Annotated in this window: 16 protein-coding genes; 11 read left to right on the top strand and 5 right to left on the bottom strand. The window is 58.5% G+C overall.

Annotation, left to right across the window (positions count from 1 at the left end):
- The first annotated feature begins 162 nt into the window (after positions 1–162).
- The 6 genes from EGJ68_RS00265 (at position 163) to EGJ68_RS00240 (ending at position 6,547) form a co-directional block, all read left to right on the top strand.
- Positions 163–1,056 carry a hypothetical protein gene (locus EGJ68_RS00265; protein ID WP_158283434.1) on the top strand — a complete coding sequence of 298 codons (894 nt, stop codon included), beginning with the start codon at positions 163–165 and terminating at the stop codon, positions 1,054–1,056.
- On the top strand, positions 1,034–2,248 hold the full coding sequence (locus EGJ68_RS00260) for a glycosyltransferase (protein ID WP_123032588.1): 1,215 nt from the start codon (positions 1,034–1,036) through the stop codon (positions 2,246–2,248). The genes EGJ68_RS00265 and EGJ68_RS00260 overlap by 23 nt, the downstream gene beginning before the upstream one ends.
- Entirely contained in the window at positions 2,245–3,162 is a 918-nt protein-coding gene (locus tag EGJ68_RS00255) for an NAD-dependent epimerase/dehydratase family protein (protein WP_123032587.1), read from the top strand. The genes EGJ68_RS00260 and EGJ68_RS00255 overlap by 4 nt, the downstream gene beginning before the upstream one ends.
- Positions 3,132–4,163 carry a sulfotransferase family protein gene (locus EGJ68_RS00250; RefSeq protein ID WP_123032586.1) on the top strand — a complete coding sequence of 344 codons (1,032 nt, stop codon included), beginning with the start codon at positions 3,132–3,134 and terminating at the stop codon, positions 4,161–4,163. Before EGJ68_RS00255 ends, EGJ68_RS00250 begins: the two co-directional genes overlap by 31 nt.
- A gap of 13 nt (positions 4,164–4,176) precedes the next feature.
- Positions 4,177–5,115, top strand: coding sequence for a sulfotransferase family protein (locus EGJ68_RS00245; protein WP_158283433.1), 939 nt, complete (start codon positions 4,177–4,179; stop codon positions 5,113–5,115).
- Between the two features lie 340 nt (positions 5,116–5,455).
- The gene (locus EGJ68_RS00240) at positions 5,456–6,547 is read left to right on the top strand and encodes a DUF1972 domain-containing protein (protein ID WP_123032584.1); all 1,092 of its coding nucleotides are present in this window, start codon (positions 5,456–5,458) and stop codon (positions 6,545–6,547) included.
- 24 nt (positions 6,548–6,571) lie between these two features.
- Here the strand turns inward: EGJ68_RS00240 and EGJ68_RS00235 are convergent, their stop codons facing one another.
- The 5 genes from EGJ68_RS00235 to EGJ68_RS00215 form a co-directional block, all read right to left on the bottom strand.
- The gene (locus EGJ68_RS00235) at positions 6,572–7,993 is read right to left on the bottom strand and encodes a hypothetical protein (protein WP_123032583.1); all 1,422 of its coding nucleotides are present in this window, start codon (positions 7,991–7,993) and stop codon (positions 6,572–6,574) included.
- Positions 7,986–9,254: a hypothetical protein gene (locus EGJ68_RS00230; protein WP_123032582.1), complete on the bottom strand. Its 1,269-nt coding sequence runs from the start codon at positions 9,252–9,254 to the stop codon at positions 7,986–7,988. The genes EGJ68_RS00235 and EGJ68_RS00230 overlap by 8 nt, the downstream gene beginning before the upstream one ends.
- A gap of 124 nt (positions 9,255–9,378) precedes the next feature.
- Positions 9,379–10,368 (bottom strand): 4-hydroxythreonine-4-phosphate dehydrogenase PdxA, encoded by a 990-nt coding sequence (pdxA, locus tag EGJ68_RS00225; protein ID WP_408609900.1) that lies wholly within the window; start codon positions 10,366–10,368, stop codon positions 9,379–9,381.
- Between the two features lie 73 nt (positions 10,369–10,441).
- Entirely contained in the window at positions 10,442–11,722 is a 1,281-nt protein-coding gene (locus EGJ68_RS00220) for a peptidylprolyl isomerase (protein WP_123032580.1), read from the bottom strand.
- Entirely contained in the window at positions 11,712–14,117 is a 2,406-nt protein-coding gene (locus tag EGJ68_RS00215) for an LPS-assembly protein LptD (protein WP_123032579.1), read from the bottom strand. Before EGJ68_RS00215 ends, EGJ68_RS00220 begins: the two co-directional genes overlap by 11 nt.
- 43 nt (positions 14,118–14,160) lie before the next feature.
- On the opposite strand from EGJ68_RS00215, the gene EGJ68_RS00210 reads away from it, so the two are divergent.
- The 5 genes from EGJ68_RS00210 to EGJ68_RS00190 are packed head-to-tail and all read left to right on the top strand — an operon-like array spanning position 14,161 to position 18,982.
- A complete protein-coding gene (locus tag EGJ68_RS00210) occupies positions 14,161–15,189 on the top strand; it encodes an aminoglycoside phosphotransferase family protein (protein WP_123032578.1) in 1,029 nt (342 codons plus the stop codon).
- Positions 15,186–15,881 (top strand): N-acetylmuramate alpha-1-phosphate uridylyltransferase MurU, encoded by a 696-nt coding sequence (gene murU, locus EGJ68_RS00205; protein WP_123032577.1) that lies wholly within the window; start codon positions 15,186–15,188, stop codon positions 15,879–15,881. Before EGJ68_RS00210 ends, murU begins: the two co-directional genes overlap by 4 nt.
- A 55-nt stretch (positions 15,882–15,936) precedes the next feature.
- Complete coding sequence (gene rpe, locus EGJ68_RS00200; RefSeq protein ID WP_123032576.1) at positions 15,937–16,617, top strand: ribulose-phosphate 3-epimerase; 681 nt, start codon at positions 15,937–15,939, stop codon at positions 16,615–16,617.
- On the top strand, positions 16,614–18,104 hold the full coding sequence (gene trpE / locus EGJ68_RS00195) for an anthranilate synthase component I (RefSeq protein WP_123032575.1): 1,491 nt from the start codon (positions 16,614–16,616) through the stop codon (positions 18,102–18,104). Before rpe ends, trpE begins: the two co-directional genes overlap by 4 nt.
- Entirely contained in the window at positions 18,101–18,982 is an 882-nt protein-coding gene (locus tag EGJ68_RS00190) for a class I SAM-dependent methyltransferase (protein WP_123032574.1), read from the top strand. Before trpE ends, EGJ68_RS00190 begins: the two co-directional genes overlap by 4 nt.
- Positions 18,983–18,985 lie beyond the last annotated feature (3 nt).

Here is an 18,985-nt window from a genome sequence, read left to right as displayed (position 1 = left end):
TTTAGAATAAAAATAAGTCACCTCAGCTTTCTCTTAAGCGTGATGTTATTCACGATTATCTCCAGTTTAGGTGCATTGGACCCTTCTTTATCAAAATCCGTTGTTAGCTCAATTATTTTCTCGAAGTTTATACTGATATTTTTTTTAGCCCGGTATGTGACAATGTCCGACTTGGAGCCCGCAATAAAGGTGTTTGCGTTTATTCATGTTGTTGGCTGTTTAAGTTCTCTATTGTTTCCCAGCTTCTTCCAAGGCCTTCTCCCAAGTACAACATACGAATTAGACGTATCTCGCTTAATGGGCTTTTCTCTCAACGCCAACAGAGCCGCGGCTGCGTCTAGTGTGCTGCTACTATATTTTGTTTTTTATAAAAGAAGCTTATTGACAGCTTCACTGTTCTTTTTTCTGCTTCTATTCTCCGAATCTCGATCAGTAACGTTTCTGGTGGCTATTGTTTTTGCTTTTCTGATTTTATCCGCGCGCATCTCCGTGCCAAAGAAGATTGCCGTGGCATCTTTTGGAATTATAGTGGTTTTGGGTTTTCTTTCCCAGTTTATAGCATTTGAAGAGACCGTCTTTAAAATAGAGAATACTTTATCTGGGGATCTGCGTTATATTCGCGCCGCCATGCTCTTCGGGGGCTGGTCTTTGGCGACGGAGTTTTTCCCGTTCGGCGTTGGTGGTGGAATGTTCGGATCTTCAATGTCACAAGGCTCCGCAGCTTACGTTATTATTGGTATATCGCATTGGTCAACCGTAGTTGATATGACAGGGGTCTTCGACAGTGGGTTTGGAGCCATACTTGGTGAATATGGTTTTCTCGGATTATTAATTTACGTATTTCTTGTTTATTTGACTATTAAATACGCCCTGAGAGCTCGCCGGCCTACCCTCCAAGTTTTGTTTTTGGTATTTTTGATATTATATATGAGCTTTTTTAGGACTGTGGCTTCTGACTTCTTTTTTAGTCTTTATTTCCTGTTCTTGTTTTTATTGATTTCTGATTTCTGCGATCGAGCAAAGGTAAATAACCATGCGTATCCTCCTCGCCCATAACAACTACACCGTGCAAGGCGGGGCCGAGGTATTTTGTCACGAAATCGGGCGACTGCTGGAGGCGAACGGGCATGAGGTGGCGCGGTTTTCCTGTGCCGAGGACGGACTCGACGCCCCCCATGCCGCGTATTTCCCGCAGGTCGCTCATTATGCCGGCGGTAATCTGCTGTCCAAGATCGCACGAGTCCCCCGTGTGATCTACAACCGCAACGCGCGGGATGCGATGGCTCGGTTGATCGCCGATTTCCGCCCAGACATCGTGCACGCCTTTGCCATCTACGGTCGCCTCACCCCCGGGATTCTGGACGCGGCTCGCGAGGCGCGTGTTCCCGTGGTGCTGTCGTGCAACGACTACAAACACATCTGTCCAAATTACAAGCTGTTCCATCACGGACACCTGTGCGAAGATTGCAAGGGTGGTCGGTTTCACAGCGCCTTGCGCAACCGCTGCTGCCATGACAGTGTTGCAGTGAGCGCGGTATCCATGCTGGAGGGTTATGTGCATAGTCGACTCGACCTGTGGCGGAAGAATGTGGATTGCTTTCTCTTTGCCAGCCGCTTCATGGCCGACAAGACCGAGGAGTTTTGGGGCAAGGGACGGGTGGCCATGGATTTCCTGCGCAACCCGTTTGACGCCACAGCCCATCACGTGACCTTACACGCTGGGGATTATATGCTCTATTTCGGGCGGCTGATCGAAGAAAAGGGCGTGGATGTGCTTGTAAAGGCGGCGCAGCGGGCACCCGATGTACCCGTCGTCATCGTCGGCGACGGGCCCGATCGAGCAGCGCTCGAACAGGTCGCGCAGACGCTCGACAATGTGCGCGTGGTCGGCCCAGCCTGGGGCGAGACACTCAAGGAATGGCTGCGCGGCGCGCGCGCCGTGGTCGTACCCTCACTCTGGCACGAGAATTTTCCCTATGTCATCCTGCAAGCCTTTGCTGCAGGCAAGCCGGTGATCGGGGCCGAGCGCGGCGGCATTCCCGAACTCGTCGGAGATGGAGCGCATGGCTGGCTGTTTGACCCTCTTGACGCTGAAGCGCTACGGACATGTATGCGCGGGGTCTGCGCTCTGCCGGACACGACGCTGCTTGAGATGGGAGCGGCGGCTCAAAGCTATGTGGCCGCGCAATTCAACGACACAAGGATTTATGCAGATCTACACCGGATCTACAAAAAGGTGGCCCGATGAGAGGTCTGGTGATTGGCGGCAGCGGCTTCATCGGGTCACATCTCGTGGATCGCCTGCTTAAGCAAGGGATCGCTGTGCGAGTTTACGACCGCACGCCGGAGCGGTTTCGCCCTTCTCCAGCGGCGGTGGATTTCCGGAGGGGCGACTTCGCCGACACCGCCACATTGGCCGAGGCGCTCGTCGATGTGGATGTGGTCTATCACTTCCTCAGTACGTCGGTCCCGTCGACCTCCAATCTTGATCCTGTGGCTGATATCCAAGGCAACCTGATCGGGACCGTGCGCCTGCTCGAACTGATGCGCAACGCCGAGGTGAGGCGCTTGGTCTACCTTTCGTCAGGGGGCACTATCTATGGCCCACCCGAAACGAACCCGGTGAGTGAGTCGCATCCTGAGCGCCCGATTAGCTCCTACGGGGTGGTGAAATCCGCGATCGAGAAATATATCCTGATGGAGTCGCATTTGCATGGTCTCTCGCCGATGATCCTGCGGCCATCGAACCCCTATGGTTCGCGTCAGGGACATGGCGGGGTTCAGGGTGTGATCGGCACCTTCTTGTCGCGCATCGCGCATGATGAGCCAATACAGATCTGGGGTGATGGCAGTGTCGTCCGCGATTTTATCCACGTCTCCGACCTTGCGGAGCTCTGCGCGCAATGCGGCAAATCGAATCTGACAGGGATATTCAACGCAGGAAGCGGCGAAGGCGAATCCATCCGCAGAGTTCTCGAAATCATCGCAGAGGTGACGGGTCGGCAGGTCATCCCCACATTCCGGCCCGGACGTGGCTTCGACGTCCCACGCGTGGTGCTCGATATCTCTGCGATCCGCAGTCGTCTTGACTGGCAGCCTAAAATCTCACTTGAACGTGGAATAGAGGACACATGGCACTGGATCCGAGAGCAGGCAAAATGATCTTCGTTGTCGGTAACAGCCGCAGCGGGACGACGATGCTGGGTAATGTGCTCGGAAACCACAGCCGAGTTTATACGTTCCCTGAACTCCAAGTCTTTGAGCGTTTAATAGACCCTAAAGATATGTCCTCAAACTTTATAGCGTCTGAGGATAAGCTCGTAGCATTTGGCTCGCGCATTATGACAACAATACGCGATGGGGTTTTTTGTGAGGGGTCACCGGTTCGATTTGAAGCCGAGGTTAAAAAAATAATTAAAAAACATGACATTAAAAACCAAATGATACTATACAAAACCTTGCTCCAGTACGAGACGAAAAAAGCTGGCAAGCAGATATTTTGCGAACAAACTCCCAGATACATCTTTACCGCATCTAAAATTTTGCGAGCCTTTCCTGACGCTTGTGTGATTCACATATATAGGGATCCTCGAGACGTTATGCTTTCTCAAAAGAACCGCTGGCGTCGCCGCTTTCTCACGGACAGCAAAATTCCAATCAAGAGATCACTCGTGGCATGGGGCAGTTATCATCCATCTATGACTTCTCGACTGTGGGGAGCAGTGATGCGCCAAGCTGATAAACTTAAAGTCAGCGATCGCTTTTTTGAGATAAAATACGAGCAACTGTTACAAGACCCCGAAAAAGGTTTAAAATTGCTTTGCAGACAGCTTGGAATTAATTACGAATCTTCGATGCTAAATGTGCGGCGCGAGGGTTCATCTGCCAATCAAGATGAAACATTTTCCTTCGGCTTTGACGCTTCGCGAATAGGAGCCTGGAAAATCGGTGGACTTAGCAGTACAGAAATCGAAATTTGTGAAAAGCGGCTGAGCGTAATAATGGAGTATCGTGGATATGAATGCTCTAATAGTCGTGCAAGTATTTTGGGTAGGGTTTGTGCGGCGTTTAGTTTACCCTTCAAGATTCTGGCAAATTTAATTATGAACACGAGGCGCTTCCAAAGCCTCTCCAAAACAATAATTCGACGCCTAAACGCCTAGCAAGTATATGGGTATGCCGAATCGACAAATCATTCCGAATTTGATTGTGGCTGGTGTAACAAAGGCAGGAACAACCTCACTGTTTCGCTACCTGTCGGGGCATCCGCAAGTATGCTCTTCCTCAATTAAGGAAACATGCCACTTTTTACCGCTTCGCTATAACGAGCGACCATTACCTTTTTCTGATTATTCTCGCTATTTCTCGCACTGCGCCCACGAGCGGTTAATAATCGAGAGCACACCGGGATATTTCAACGGAGGGGCCGCAGTCGCAAGAGAAATTAACACACACCTACCAAACGTGAAGATCGTTGTCTTGTTTCGTGACCCGGTAACGCGCTTCTTCTCCCATTTTCATTATATGAAATCGTTGCAGAAATTAGATCGCGGCGTAACAATTACCGAGTACCTATCGGATTGCGAAAAGTTGACAAAGGAAGCTCTAGCGGTTCGCGCTAATGACCCTTGGTTCGGGCTCGAAGGCGGCAAATACGCTGACTATTTAGATCCATGGATCGAAACTTTTGGTCAGCGCATCAGGATAACGTTTTTTGAGAATCTCATGGAGGATCCGAACCGTTACTTGCAAGATTTATCAGTTTTTGCCGATATAGATTCCAACTATTTTAAGCATATGGAGTTTAGGCAGGAAAACAAGACTCGAGACCACAAGAATGCATGGATGCATGCGTTCGCGCTACGAGCATATGGCACTTTCGCTCCGATCTTAAATCGTCATCCAGGCCTTAAGCTTGGAATTTCAAGTGTATACGCCAAATTGAATGAGAGACCTACCCAAGTAGACATAGCAGAGAGCCAGCATATATCAGATCGTCTAACCAAATATTACGCACCATCAAATGCAGCGCTCCGCGCTCAATTGATCACCTTGCCTACGCAGATGGTGTCAGATTCTTTTCCGAAGTGGCTCACTGAGACATCATTAGTGTGATAATGATATTTTTGGAAAACTGGAGGTTTTCAGTTCCCCTGGATCAGCCTACGCAACCTTCCTCTAAAGGAGGTAGTCTCATGGTCGCATGCGAGTGGATCGTCACGATGTGCGACGGGGTTGCGCCTGCTGAGGCGCTTTCCTGAGAACGTGCTGCACGTATCTATGAAGTGGCTTGCATGACACCTCCGGCGACCTCCCACCGACTAGGGAAATTAGCGAAGCTTGGTCACGGTGAGGCTTTTCTGGATTATGTGCAAACGCCGCTTTCCCTTGCCGCTACCAAGGTGGAATGCGAATTTCCCATTCTGGGCGCACTCGTCGTGAGCGAGCCTCCGTGATGAGCAGAGCGGATTGGAGCATCCTTGGCACGGTGGGTGTACCCGGAAACTATGGCGGATTTGAGACACTCGCGGAAAACCTTGTGCGCTTTCATGCGCGGCATGATATCGATGCGACATTGAGCGTATATTGTTCGGCGAGGGCATTCGAGACGCGTCCTGCCCGGTTTCAAGGGGCCAATTTGCGTTATATCAGCCTTGATGCCAATGGTCCGCAGTCGATAGCCTACGATATCTTGTCGCTCATTGACGCAGTGCGGCGGCGGACGGGTGTGATCCTTCTGCTCGGGGTATCGGGCGCGCTCGTCCTGCCGTTTCTGCGGGCGTTTTCGCGCAGCCGTATAGTCACTAATATCGATGGGGTCGAATGGAAACGCGAGAAGTGGACCGGGATCGCTAGGCTCATTCTACGCTGGTCAGAGTGGGCCGCTGTGCGTTGGTCGCATGTTGTTATCGCCGATAATACCGCAATTGCAGAATATGTACGTGAAATCTATGACACGGAGTGTCACGTCATTGCTTATGGCGGTGATCATGCCCTGGGAGCGGAGCCGGTCGCGGTGCCTGGGCTGGTGTTGCCGCAGGGTTATACGCTCTCACTCTGCCGAATCGAGCCCGAGAACAACATCACCATGATTCTCGAGGCCTTCGTCCGCATGCCCGATCGACCGCTGGTCTTTGTTGGCAATTGGGGCAAGAGTGAGTATGGCCGCGGTCTGCGAGCGCGTTTCGGTGCCTCGCCCCATCTGTGTCTGCTCGATCCGATTTATGATCCGGGGCATTTACGCTGGATACGCGACGGGGCGCGAGCCTACGTGCATGGGCACTCGGCAGGAGGCACGAATCCATCGCTTGTCGAGATGATGCATTTCGGCATTCCGGTCGTTGCCCATGGCTGCCGTTTCAATCGGTGTACGACAGAAGATCGCGCCGCCTATTTCAGTAGCGCCCAGGCGCTGGTTGAAGAGGTCGAGGGCCTGGACCCCGCACGCGCTAGCGAGATAGGCTGTGCCATGATCGAAATCGCCCGGCGGCGTTATACCTGGGAGCAAGTGGGGCGTGCTTATTTTGACCTCATCGAACGAGTCTGAACTGGCTGCGCGTGCCCCAGCCTGTTATTGACGTTCCAGGCCTTGCCGCATCGCCGGAATTGTTGCACGCGATGCCACCCAAGAAGCTTGGCTGATAAACATCACGATGGCCAGTGGCAACAGGTATAGCAGTACCCGGGATAGTCGGGTTTGGTCAAGAGCCGATCTTGGCTCCAGATAGAAAAACAGCAGAGTCACCCCCAGGCCCAGCAATATGCCGAGACTTTCAGGACTGGCCATTGCCTGCCACCGGCGCAGGGCAACCATCAGTAGCGCAGTTGCGCACCAGTACCAGGTGGTCAGGTGCCAGCTGGAATACTGGAATATTGCTTGGACAAAGGATTCTGGGTGCCATTCCGCGGATAGGTGGAAGAAGAATAGGTCCGTGACCCGTAACTCGCTAGCGGAGAACGTCAAGGTGCGTGAGGGGCTGAGTGGAATCTCCAGGTCAAGGTTCCCGGTAATAACCAATACAAGCACGGCCAACCCCAGAGCGCCTAGACTGCCAATCAGTAATGCGACGATCCTTTTGGCATGGAGCATCCAGGTGATGGCTGCTACGCCCAGCAGTGCGATGGCAAAACCGGCGCCTGCCCGTTTGGACTGGGCGCAAACGATGATCATGAGCAGGAAGAGGGCCAATTCTCCGATACGACGGGTTTGCAGATACCTGTGCAGCGAGAGGATACCCGCCGTGAAGATGACCGCGATCCAGATATCCGCATAGCCGGCCAGGGCAGTGTGTATGTTGAGATAGGGCAGGCTCAGCACCAAATAACCACCGACTGCGGCGCCAAGCGCTCCGCAGCGCTCTTGCAAGTGGCCATGAACGACCAAACCCAGTGCGCCATAGATGCAAAGCCAAGGTAGGTGCAACAGTGGCTGGTGGGTTTCACCACTGGCTAGCATCATCCACAGCAGCGTGAGTGTCGTCAGTTCGCCATAGTTGCGATTCGTATCTACAGGTGCGTATAGCGATCGGTGGTCAAAGTACTGGATCGCCTCCGGCTGCCAAGAGCTCCAGGCATCCCAGGGGAATGTCGGCCTCAACAGAAGCTCATGGGTGACCCCGACGAAGTGGCCTACGGTAGCCAGACTCAGCATGCCAACGATGCCGATCTTCCAGAGGGAGGGGAGGTGTTTAGGTGGGCGCGCAGGTTGGAGGCCAGCGGCTGAATAGGTGGAACCTCCATAGCGATATAGGGCCCCATAGGCTACGCCTGTCGTCAGCAATAGTACGGCCGTAATTGACCAGAATTGCAGTGGCAGAGCGAGCGCGTCGCAGGCTTTGATCGTCCACGTCACCAGCAGCAATCCCAGCAGATAACCATATCCCAGACAACTGGACAGAGGGTGCGTTGCGCCCATCAGCCACCTGGCCAGCTGGCAGCCGAGTAGCCAGGGTAGTAATAGGGCAACCAGTATCGCAGGTAGAGTGCTAGTCATGGGTAGCCTTTCCTGCTTTACGGTGAGTAGCGTACAGGGCTACCGGGCCGTCGCCTAAGACGCGTTCCCACCTCGCTGTATTCTGGTTAGTTAGGACCCTTTGCACTTCGGCATCCGTTTGTACGGTGCTTTCCGGTCCCGTCAGGATGATAACGTGGTCAAACTCTTCATTGGCTTTATGGGCCAGCCAAGGGGTGATCGTGGGCAGTATGGAGGTCTTCACCTCTGGAAGCAGATGAAAGCGCAGCCTTTCCGCAAAAGCTCTCTGCTCCCGGTCTCGGTATATCGAGACTATGGCATCCGAGATAGCCAATTGTTGCTTGATTACATGGGCTGCCGCGTAATACTCCCCATCCCAATCCGCCAGCTTTTTCTCATGCAGTGCCTTGCCCGCGAATAGGTGGCGGGTTTCAGTGTTCTGACGGAAAAGCTGCTGCAGCCAGAGGCCGTCCAGAAATGCCCACGCCAGCCCGGTGGCAAGGATTGCGGGCAGCCAGAGGGGGGACGATTGATTGTCACGACGGGTAAACTGGCGCAGCAGCAGGATGACGATCATGCTGGTTGCCAGCCAAATGGCTATTGCCGGCACCGGATACATCAATGCTCCACTGGGCACTCCGCGGTAGGCATTGATTGAGCGTTGGTCCCACGGCGCAAACGCAGTCCACTCTGCCCACACCGTCCGCAGAATTCCGCTGTGACTGTAGGGCATCAGCTCCACGCGGTGGAGTTTGACCGTACCCCCGCGCAAATCCCCAAAAAACCCCACCGCCAGTTCGGTAATCGTCCCCCGCCACTCTTCGTTACGTAGCAGGTTGTGAAGTTGCGGCCCATCTCCTGAATAATCCAGCTCCGCGAAGTGATTTTCCCCGGGCGTGTCTGCTCTTTGCCAGAACAACATGATACGCAGTGCCGGGTTGCGGCCTTCAATGTGGTAACGAAGAAAGGGAAACTGGTCAGCCTGGAACAGACGCCGGTGCACCAGCACTGCGTGATCTTCGGGCGCTATTTCAGCCAGTTCACTGATGACTGCGACCGAGCCTTCAAGGCCGCCATCCCCGAACACCACCGGTCGGAAGAGGTTGCCGGGGATCGTAATCGCATCTGCCTTTTGCTGATCGATGTAGGGCTTGAACTCTGGGTGGAGTACAGGCACGAGTAACAGGTAGGCCGGAAGTAGCAGGGCTGCGCTGGCCGCGATAGAGGTTAGCGCAAGTCCAAGGGCTTGCAGAAACTCGCGATTGCTTATTGGCGTATTCATCGTGGCTTTGGACGCAGAGTTCTAAGGGTAATGCCGATACTTTGCATAAGTAGCTGCCGGGTCTGTCGCTGCCGTGCTGACATGGATGTGATGCTCATCTTCCCAGAAGCTTACAGTAAAATTCTTATGGCGATGCGCCTGTGTCTCGTTTTCCGGCCAACTCAATCCCCAACCCCAACGCCGCCCGCAAACTCCCGTCACTCGCCTGCCCCGTCCCCGCCAAATCCAGCGCCGTCCCATGGTCCACACTGGTCCTCACAATCGGCAGCCCCAGCGTGATATTCACCGCATTGCCGAAGCCCGCATACTTCAACACCGGCAGCCCCTGGTCGTGAAACATGGCCAGGTAAGCGTCCGCCTGTGCCAGCAACTTGGGGCTGAAGGCCGTATCCGCAGGCAAGGGCCCAAGCAGGTGCATGCCCTCGGCGCGCAACCGCTCCAGCAACGGCGTAATCACCTCTATCTCTTCGCCGCCCAGATGACCCCCTTCACCCGCGTGGGGGTTGAGGCCCAGCACCGCGATGCACGGCTGGTCAATCCCGAACTTGCCTTGCAAGTCTGCGTGCAGAATACGCAGGGTACGCGCCAGTGAGTCGCTGGTGATTGCAGCGGGGACATCAGCCAGTGGCAGATGCGTGGTGGCCAGCGCCACGCGCAACTCGCCGGCAGCGAGGAGCATGACTACGTGCTCGGTTGCTGTCCTTGCGGCGAGAAACTCCGTGTGGCCGCTGAAGGGGATGCCAGCATCATTGATAATGGATTTCTGTACGGGCGCAGTGACCATGGCATCGAAGGCCCCTGCCAGGCAGCCGTCCGCCGCCAGCTCCAGGGTTTTCACCACATAGGCGGCGTTATTGCGATCCAAAATGCCGGGCTCTACGGGCGCTGCCAGGGTCGGAGCGATCAAACCCGTTGCATTCACATGCGCAGCGTCCGGGTCGGTGCCGACCGCAGGCAATATGGTCAAAGTGCCTGCCGCCTGTTCTCTGGCGGGGGCAGAGAAGTCCACTGTCTGCAGCGTGAGGGGCAAACCCAGCGTCTGCGCCCGCTGGCGCAGAAGTTCGGGGTCGGCGATCACCACCAGTTCAGCGGGCCATGCCTGCTGCGCCATCATCGCGACAATGTCGGGCCCGATGCCCGCCGGCTCCCCGGCGGTGATGGCAATTCTGGGGGTTGCCACGCGGTGCTTACTTGATGTCGACGAAGGCTTCATCGCGGATTTTGCGCAGCCAGGCGTCCAGCTCTTCGTCGTACTTGCGCTGGTGCAGTGCTTCGGTGGCGCGATTGCGGATGGCCTGGGCAGTCATGTCCTGCTCGCGGCGCTCCATCACTTCCAGGATGTGCCAGCCAAACTGGCTTTTTACCGGCTCGGATATCTCCCCAACGGCGGTATCGGCCATGGCAGCCTCGAATTCGGGCACCATCTGCCCCGGTGTGGTCCAACCCAGGTCACCGCCCTCGGCAGCAGAGCCGATGTCCTTGGAGTACTCTTTTGCCAGCTCGGCGAAGTCCTCGCCCTGCAGGATACGGTTTCTCAATTCCTCTGCGCGGGCCTCGGCCTGCTCGTCTGTCATGATTTCGGATGGCTGTACCAGGATGTGGCGCACACGGGTCTGGTTGACCATTTGCTCGCCGCCGCGCATATCCGCGAGGTTGATCAGGTGCAAGCCCGAGGGACTGCGGATCGGGTCTGATGTGGCGCCCACCTCAAGGCCGGGGGCGACGTCGCTGAACAGGCTGGGCAGGTCTTCCAGCTTGCGCCAGCCCAGGTCGCCGCCGGAAAACGGGTAGCGACCATCGTTGGAGGAAATCACCTGGTCGAAGGCTTCGCCGCGGCGAATGCGTTGCAGCAGGCCATTCAGGTAGCTGCGCGCGGCATCCACCTCGTCGGCCGGTGCATCTTCCTGCAGCGGCAGCAGTGCGTGGAGGATACGGTATTCCGGCTGGGTCAGTTTCTGGCCTTCGGGCGATGCGAGGAAGTTGCGGACTTCCTGCTCGGATATCTGGATGCGCTGGTTCACGTTGCCGGCCTGCACGCGCTGGATGATCATTTCCCGGCGTACCTGCTCACGCATGGCGGCGTAGGACTGGCCCTGCTGCTCCAGTGCTGCGCTGAAGTCCGCGAGGCTCATGCGGTTCTGCGCCGCGACGCGCTCCATGGCCTGGTTCAGCTGGGCGTCCGAGATACGCGCGCCCACCCGGTTGCCAAGCTGCAGCTGGATGCTCTCCAGGATTAGTCTGTCCAGTGTTTCACGGATCAAGACGTCTTCCGGAGGCATTTCGACGTCTCGCGCTTCCAGGCTCTGGGTAATGGCGGCAACGCGCTCGCGCAGCTCGCTGGCCATGATCACATCGTCGTCGACGATGGCCACCACCTGATCGAGAATCTGGGTTTGAGCTTGCGTCTGGCCGGCAATGAGCAGTGTCGCGGCAAGCCCCGCGGCCAACAGTGCGGATTTAATAGTCACGTTCGTCAAAACCTCGAATCATGTCTTCAAGCAGGTCGGTGACCCGGCTGCCAAAGCCGCCCATGCCCTTCAGCAGGACCTGGACCTGTGTGGAGTAGCGCCGCTCCAGGCTGGGATCAGTGAAATCCGGATCCTGGCCCGGCGCCGTATCGATGTAGCGCAGATGCAGCAGGCGCACGCGCCAGCAGCAGCTATCGTATTCGATTCCGACCATATCTTCCACGCTCGTGCTGCCCTCAACACTGAAGTTGACGGCGCCGAATACGCTCCAGCGGTTGTTCACAGGGTAGTAAGCGGACAGGTGCGCCTGTTCCGTGACGATATCGCTGTCGACCAGGTTGACGGGGCGACGGTAGGAGTAACCCACATTGAACAGGGCGTTGTCGGAACGCCGGTAGCTGGCGTAGGCACTGCCGGCGTTCATGTTGCCGCTATCGGGGTCCCACACCAGGCTGTTGCGCAGGCTCAGGCGCTTGTTCGGAGTGAATGTCACCTCTGCGGCCATCTCGGAGGTGGACTGATCGAGCGCCGTGTCATCCGGATCCAGGCGCACGCGTCGGTCGCGCAGGTAGAATATCTGCCCGACGCTGGCGCTCAGGTACTCGCGGCCATCTTCGGCGCTGATATAGCGCGTGGTGAGGCCGAGGGAGAGGCGGTTGGCATCGTCCAGCCGGTCGCGTCCGGAAAAGCGGGTGTCCCGGAACAGCTGGTTATAGGTAAAGGTGAGCTCGGCGCTGTCGAAGTCGGGTTGTGTCGATTGGTCGTCGTATTCGCTGATCAGGTAGTAGGCGCGCGGCTCCAGTGTTTGCAGCAGCGGCTTGCCGGCCAGGCTGGTGGACCGCTCAAAGAACAGGCCGCCATCGAGGCTGGCCAGCGCCGAGCCCGCTGAGGGGTTGTCGTCGCCGAGTGGCCCGTTATCGTTCAGCTCGTACTCCAGGTAGCGATACTTGGCAGTGGAGTTGAGAAAGCCGTACTGCCACAGCATGGGATAGACCGCGCCGCCTTCCATGTACACTCGCTGGCCGGTGACCACGTCCTCGTTGGAGTCGAAGTAGGAGTACTGGGAGAGGAAGATGGGGGCGATATTGAAAGGGGTGTTCTCGTTGCGGTAGCGTGCCGTGATCTGCGGCAGCTTCTGGTAATCATTGTCCAGGTCGTCGGCGAGGGACTGGAACTCCTGTAACTCCAGGCCGATCAGCCACTGGTCACCGAGATAGTCCAGTGACCCCAGCTGCAACAGACTGGTCTGGCGCTTGGTGTCGAGATTGGAGGTGTTGAGGTCCTTGAAGTAATCGACATCGCTCACCCGCGAGTAGTCGATGCGCGAGCGCCAGCGCTGCTCGAACAGCCCGTTCTGGCGGACGTTGGCCAGCCAGCGTGAGTCGTCGCCGGCATCCGGACGTTCGCGGGCGTAGCGGTCGTCGCTGCCCATCCAGGTGCCACCCACCGACCACATGCCGGTGTTGCGGCTCAGATAGCGGGTTGCAATTTCGTGGTTCAGCCCGCGTTCCTGAATAAAGCGCGGGGTGTACAACGCGTCGTAGTTGGGGGCCAGGTTGAGGTAAACCGGCACGGCGAGGTCCAGCCCGCCGTTGGTGTCGGAGCTGATGTCCGGCCACAACAGGCCGCTGCGCCGGCGGTCGTCCAGTGGGAAGCGCACCCAGGGCAGGTAGAGCACGGGTACTCCCGCCACGTCCAGCTTGGCGCCGGTTGCCGTGCCCAGCCCTTCTACCAGGTCGAGTTTGATGCTGTCGGCGCGCATCGCCCACTCTTCGTCATCCGGCGCGCAATAGGAGAGTCGTCCATCATGGATGTACAGCGTGCCGTCCGCCGCGCGCCGCAACTGTGCGGCGCTGCCGTTCAGGTGCTGCGCGTGCAGTACGAACTCGCTGTCGCGGATACTGGCTTCACCGCTGTTGGCGGAGTAGCTCGCCTCTTCGCCACGCAGTAGCACCCCCGGTTCGCGCAGGGTGATGCCGCCACTCACGGTGCCTTCGCGTTCGGCGCGATCGAAATAGCCGTCTTCGCCGCGCAATTGCCGATAACCCTGGTCGACACTGACACCACCACGCAGGTAGACATCGTCGCCCTGCAGTTCGGACTCGGTGGCACGGGCCCGGATGTCGGAGATTTCAGGCCTGTCGTCCGGGTCCGACTCCGCCAGTGGGTCCACATAGCGGCCGCCGCAACGCAGGCACTGCGCGTCCCGCTCCGCCTCGGGCGTCTCCCCTGTGGACACCCAATCCAGTTCCTTTGCATCATCGGCTACCGCGCCCATGGCAAGCAGGCCAAGCACAATAGCGAGGTGGCGCAACCGGGAGCGTTCGGGAGTTTGCGAGGGCGGAATCATCAGGCTTAGGTGCAATTTCTGGCGTAAAACGGGATGATAATGCATCGCCCCCGGCTTGTCCGGGTCTTTTTCATTGCGGGAGCGTCCGATGTCTCTACCGCCAAGCGGGCTGTTGCCCTGGGCCCTGAATGTGTTGCCGGTGGGGGCTGCCGGGGAGGCCGTCTTGCAGCCGCTGGCAGGGGATGCCAGTCAGCGTCGCTACTTCCGGCTGCACACACCCGGGCAGCGCTACATGGCCGTCGATTCGCCGCCGGCAACGCAGAAGAACCGCGAATTTCTCGCCATCCGTCAAAAGCTGGAAACGGGGGGCGTGCGCGTTCCGCGGCTACTGGCGGCGGATATCGAACAGGGCTATATGCTGCTGGAGGACCTGGGCGATCGCCTGTTGCAGGATGTCCTGACGGTCGACTCTGTGGACGACTATTACCAGCGCGCGCTGGCCGTGCAGCAGCGCATGGCAAACCTGGCCAACGATGCGTTGGCGCTGCCTGCCTATGACAATGTGCTGCTGGCTGAGGAGCTGGCACGGTTCCCGCAATGGTTCGTGACCGCGTTACTGGGTTTGTCGCTCTCGGAGGACGAGCTGGCGCTGCTGGCGCAGCTGGACGGCCTGCTTATCGGTAGCGCCCTGGCCCAGCCAAGGGTGCTGGTGCACCGGGACTTTCACAGCCGCAACCTGATGTGCACAGGGGATGGGCAGCTCGCCGTGATCGATTTCCAGGACGCGGTGCTCGGGCCCGCCACCTACGACGCCGTTTCCCTGCTCAAGGATTGTTACGTCCGCTGGCCCCGGGAGCGGGTGGTGGGCTGGGCACTGGCCTACCGCGATGCCCTGTGTGACGCCGCGCTGTTGCCGGCGGTAGACGACGCTACGTTCCTGCGCTGGTTTGACTGGATGGGCCTGCAGCGGCACCTGAAAGTGTTGGGGACCTTTGCCCGGCTGGCGCTGCGCGAGGGCAAGACGCAGTATTTACAGGATCTGCCCCGGGTGGTCGATTACGTGCAGGAAGCCTTCACGCTGTATGCCGGGGAGGATGCGGCGCTGGATGTGGCGGGCGCCTGGTTTGAGCGCCGCTTGCTGCCCGTTATCCGGCGTCAGCCCTGGAGTCGGGGATGAAGGTGATGATTCTGGCTGCGGGCTTTGGCGAGCGCATGCGGCCCCTGACCGAGCATACCCCCAAACCCTTGTTGCAGGTGGGTGGCCAGCCCTTGATCGCCTACCATATCGAGGCGCTCGCCGCGCTCGGCCTGGATGATCTGGTGATCAATGTCGCGCACCTGGGGCAGCAGATTATCGACTGGTGCGGCGATGGCAGGCGCTGGGGTGTGCGTATCCGCTACTCCCGTGAGCCGGAACCACTGGAGACGGCGGGGGGCATACAGCGTGCGCTCCCGCTACTGGGGGAGGCCCCGTTTCTGGTGGTGAACGGCGATGTGTGGACCGAATACCCGCTACAGCGCTTGCTGACCCACACGCACTTGCCCGCTGACGCTGCGCATCTCGTGTTGGTCGACAACCCACCGCAGCACCCGCTGGGTGATTTTCAGCTCACGGCAGCGGGCCGCGTAGTGGCCCGGCCGCCCGAGGCCGCAGGCCTGACCTACGCGGGTATCGGCGTTTTCAGCCCCGGTTTCTTTGTCGGCATGGCGCCGGGCAAACGGCCCTTGCGGCCCCTGCTGGATGCCGCGATTGCCGGTAAGCGTGTGTCAGGCGAACATTTTGTCGGCGCCTGGGCTGATGTCGGTACGCCCGAGCGTTTGCAGACACTGGACGCGAGGCTCAGCGCGGCCAGTGGCGGCACGGGATGATCTGTCTGCACTTAGCAGCTAGAATAGCGGCCTGTCCTGATACCGGAGCCAGTACATGGCCGATTACCTGATTGCACCGTCGATTCTCTCGGCGAATTTTGCCCGTCTCGGGGAAGAAGTGGATGCAGTGCTCGCCGCAGGCGCCGATGTGGTGCACTTCGACGTTATGGACAACCACTATGTACCTAATCTCACCATCGGCCCGATGGTGTGCAAGGCCCTGCGCAAGCACGGTGTCAGCGCGCCTATCGACGTACACCTGATGGTGAGCCCGGTGGATCGGCTGATCGGCGATTTTGCCGAAGCGGGGGCAAGCTACATTACCTTTCATCCCGATGCCTCAACCCACGTTGATCGCTCGTTGCAAATGATTCGCGATGCGGGCTGCAAGAGTGGGCTGGTCTTCAACCCTCATGCCGGCCTTGAGGCCTTGCGCTATGTGATGGACAAGGTGGATATGATTCTGCTGATGTCCGTCAACCCTGGCTTTGGTGGTCAATCCTTCATTCCGGGTACCCTGGACAAATTGCGCGAGGCGCGGGCGCTGATCGATGCCTCGGGCTACGACATTCGGCTGGAAATCGATGGCGGGGTGACAACAGGCAATATCGCCGACATCGCCGCGGCAGGTGCAGACACCTTCGTCGCCGGCTCGGCCATTTTCAACGCGCCCGACTACCGCGCCGTGATTGCGGACATGCGGGCGGCGCTGGCTGAGGTGCAACAGCCGGAATGAACGAAGCGGACTTTAATGCCCTGGCGGCACAGGGCTACAACCGGATTCCGGTTAGCATTGAGGTGCTGGCGGACCTGGAAACACCGGTCAGTACTTACCGCAAGCTGGGTGAAGGAGCCTATTCCTACTTCTTCGAGTCGGTGCAGGGCGGGGAGAAATGGGGGCGCTACTCCATTATCGGCCTGCCCTGTCGCACCCTGTTGCGGGTGTTTGGAAACCGGGTGGAAGTGCTGGTGGATGGCGCAGTGGTGGAGCGGGCTGACGTAACCGACCCGCTGGACTATGTCGAGGCATTCCAGCAGCGCTACCGCAGCGCGCCGGATGCCGGATTGCCAGTGTTCCACGGCGGCCTGGTGGGCTATTTCGGCTACGACACCGTGCGCTACGTGGAGCCGCGCCTGCGCGACAGCGCGCCCGCCGACGAGCTGGGCAATCCCGATATTCTGCTCATGGTGTCCGAGGAAGTGCTGGTCTTCGACAACCTGTCGGGCACCATTCGCCTGATCGTCAACGCGGACCCGGAACAGCCTTCCGCCTTGGCCTCAGCGCAGGCGCGTTTGCGCGGGTTGGCGCTGCGCTTGCGCGAGCCCATGCCGTCATTGCCTGACGTGGCGCTGGCCGGTGCCAACAGTGATGCACTGGAGGCGTCCGCCCGCTCGCATTTCGATGAGGCGGGTTTTGCGCAGGTGGTGGAACGCATCAAGGACTATGTGCTGGCGGGCGATGTCATGCAGGTGGTGCCCTCGCAGCGCCTGCAGGTGCCGTTCAGCGCGCCACCGCTGAACCTGTACCGCGCCCTGCGCAACCTGAACCCCTCACCCTATATGTACTACCTGGATCTGGGTGACTTCCACATTGTGGGGTCGTCCCCCGAGATTCTGGCGCGGCTGCAGGATAACGAGGTGACTGTGCGCCCACTGGCGGGCACCCGCCGCCGCGGACACAGTGAAGCCGAGGACAAGGCACTGGAAGCGGAGTTACTGGCGGACCCCAAGGAGATCGCCGAGCACCTGATGCTGATTGACCTGGGCCGCAACGACATCGGCCGCATCGCGCGTATCGGCTCTGTCGCGCTGAGCGATAAAATGGCTGTGGAGCGCTATTCGCATGTCATGCATATTGTGTCCAATGTCAGTGGTCAGCTGGCGCCCGGCAAGTCGGCCATCGATGTGCTGCGGGCAACACTGCCTGCCGGCACCCTGAGTGGCGCGCCAAAAATCCGCGCCATGGAAATCATCGACGAACTGGAGCCGGTGAAGCGCGGTGTGTACGGCGGCGCGGTCGGCTACTTATCCTGGGCGGGTGAGATGGATACGGCGATCGCCATTCGTACCGCGGTCATCAAGAACGACACACTGTATGTGCAGGTGGGCGCGGGCGTGGTCGCGGATTCGGTGCCGCGGCTGGAGTGGAAGGAAACGCACAACAAGGCGCGTGCCATGTTCCGCGCAGCCTCCATGGTGTTGGCGGGGCTTGAGTCACCGTGAACGACCGGGAGCAGCTGCAAGCCCTGCTGGCACGCTGCGACAATCCCTACGGCCTGCTTGACGCTGCCTACCTGCCGCAGGATCAGGCGCGTGTGCTACGCACCCGCAATCTGCGCCTGATACCCGGGGAAAAGCGCCGTCGGGGCGGCAAGTATGCCTATGCTGAATGGGCGCATGTCATCGGTATTTTCCAGACGCTGATTGGCCAGCACATGGGTTGGCGGCAGGACCTGCGCCTGCTTGATGCCGGCTGCGGTTCCGGCCTGCTGGCGATTGCCTGCGAGCCGTTCCTGGGCAACGGTGGCCTCTACACGGGCCTGGATGTAGCCGCCGAGCAGCTTGAATTCTGCCGTCAGCACTACAGTGGAGATCACTACCGCTTCCTGCACCTCGACACGGCAAACCCCTTCTACGCCCCCGGTCAGCCAGCCGTCGGCGTGCCCTGGCCAGTGCCCGACGCGAGTCAGCAGCTGGTAACAGCCCTCTCGGTGTGGACGCATTTCAATGAGCGGGATGCGCGCTTCTATATGGCAGAGTTGGCACGTGTGCTGGAGCCCGGCGGCAAGGCGCTGGTGACCGTGTTCCTGTTGGACGAGGATTACGCTGCGAGCCTGCCGCGCGCCGCAGGAGCCCCTGCGCGTTTTCACGCCACGCCTCTTGAGCGCTGGGTGTTCGATCAGCCCGCCTACGGCGCCTCCGACTGGCTTTGTCCGAGCTGGGTGGAGGTGCCCGAGGAAGCCATAGGCATTACCCCCGCGGGGCTGGACAGCCTGCTTGGCAGCAACGAATTGAAGGTGGCAGCGCACTACCCGGGCAACTGGAAAGAGGTGCCGGGTGCGTTTTTTCAGGATGTGTTGGTGCTGGAAAAGCCCCGCTAGAAC

It is taken from the genome of Haliea alexandrii (assembly GCF_003719295.1).
Lineage (GTDB): Bacteria > Pseudomonadota > Gammaproteobacteria > Pseudomonadales > Halieaceae > Haliea > Haliea alexandrii.
This window is presented reverse-complemented; position numbering and strand designations above follow the sequence as displayed.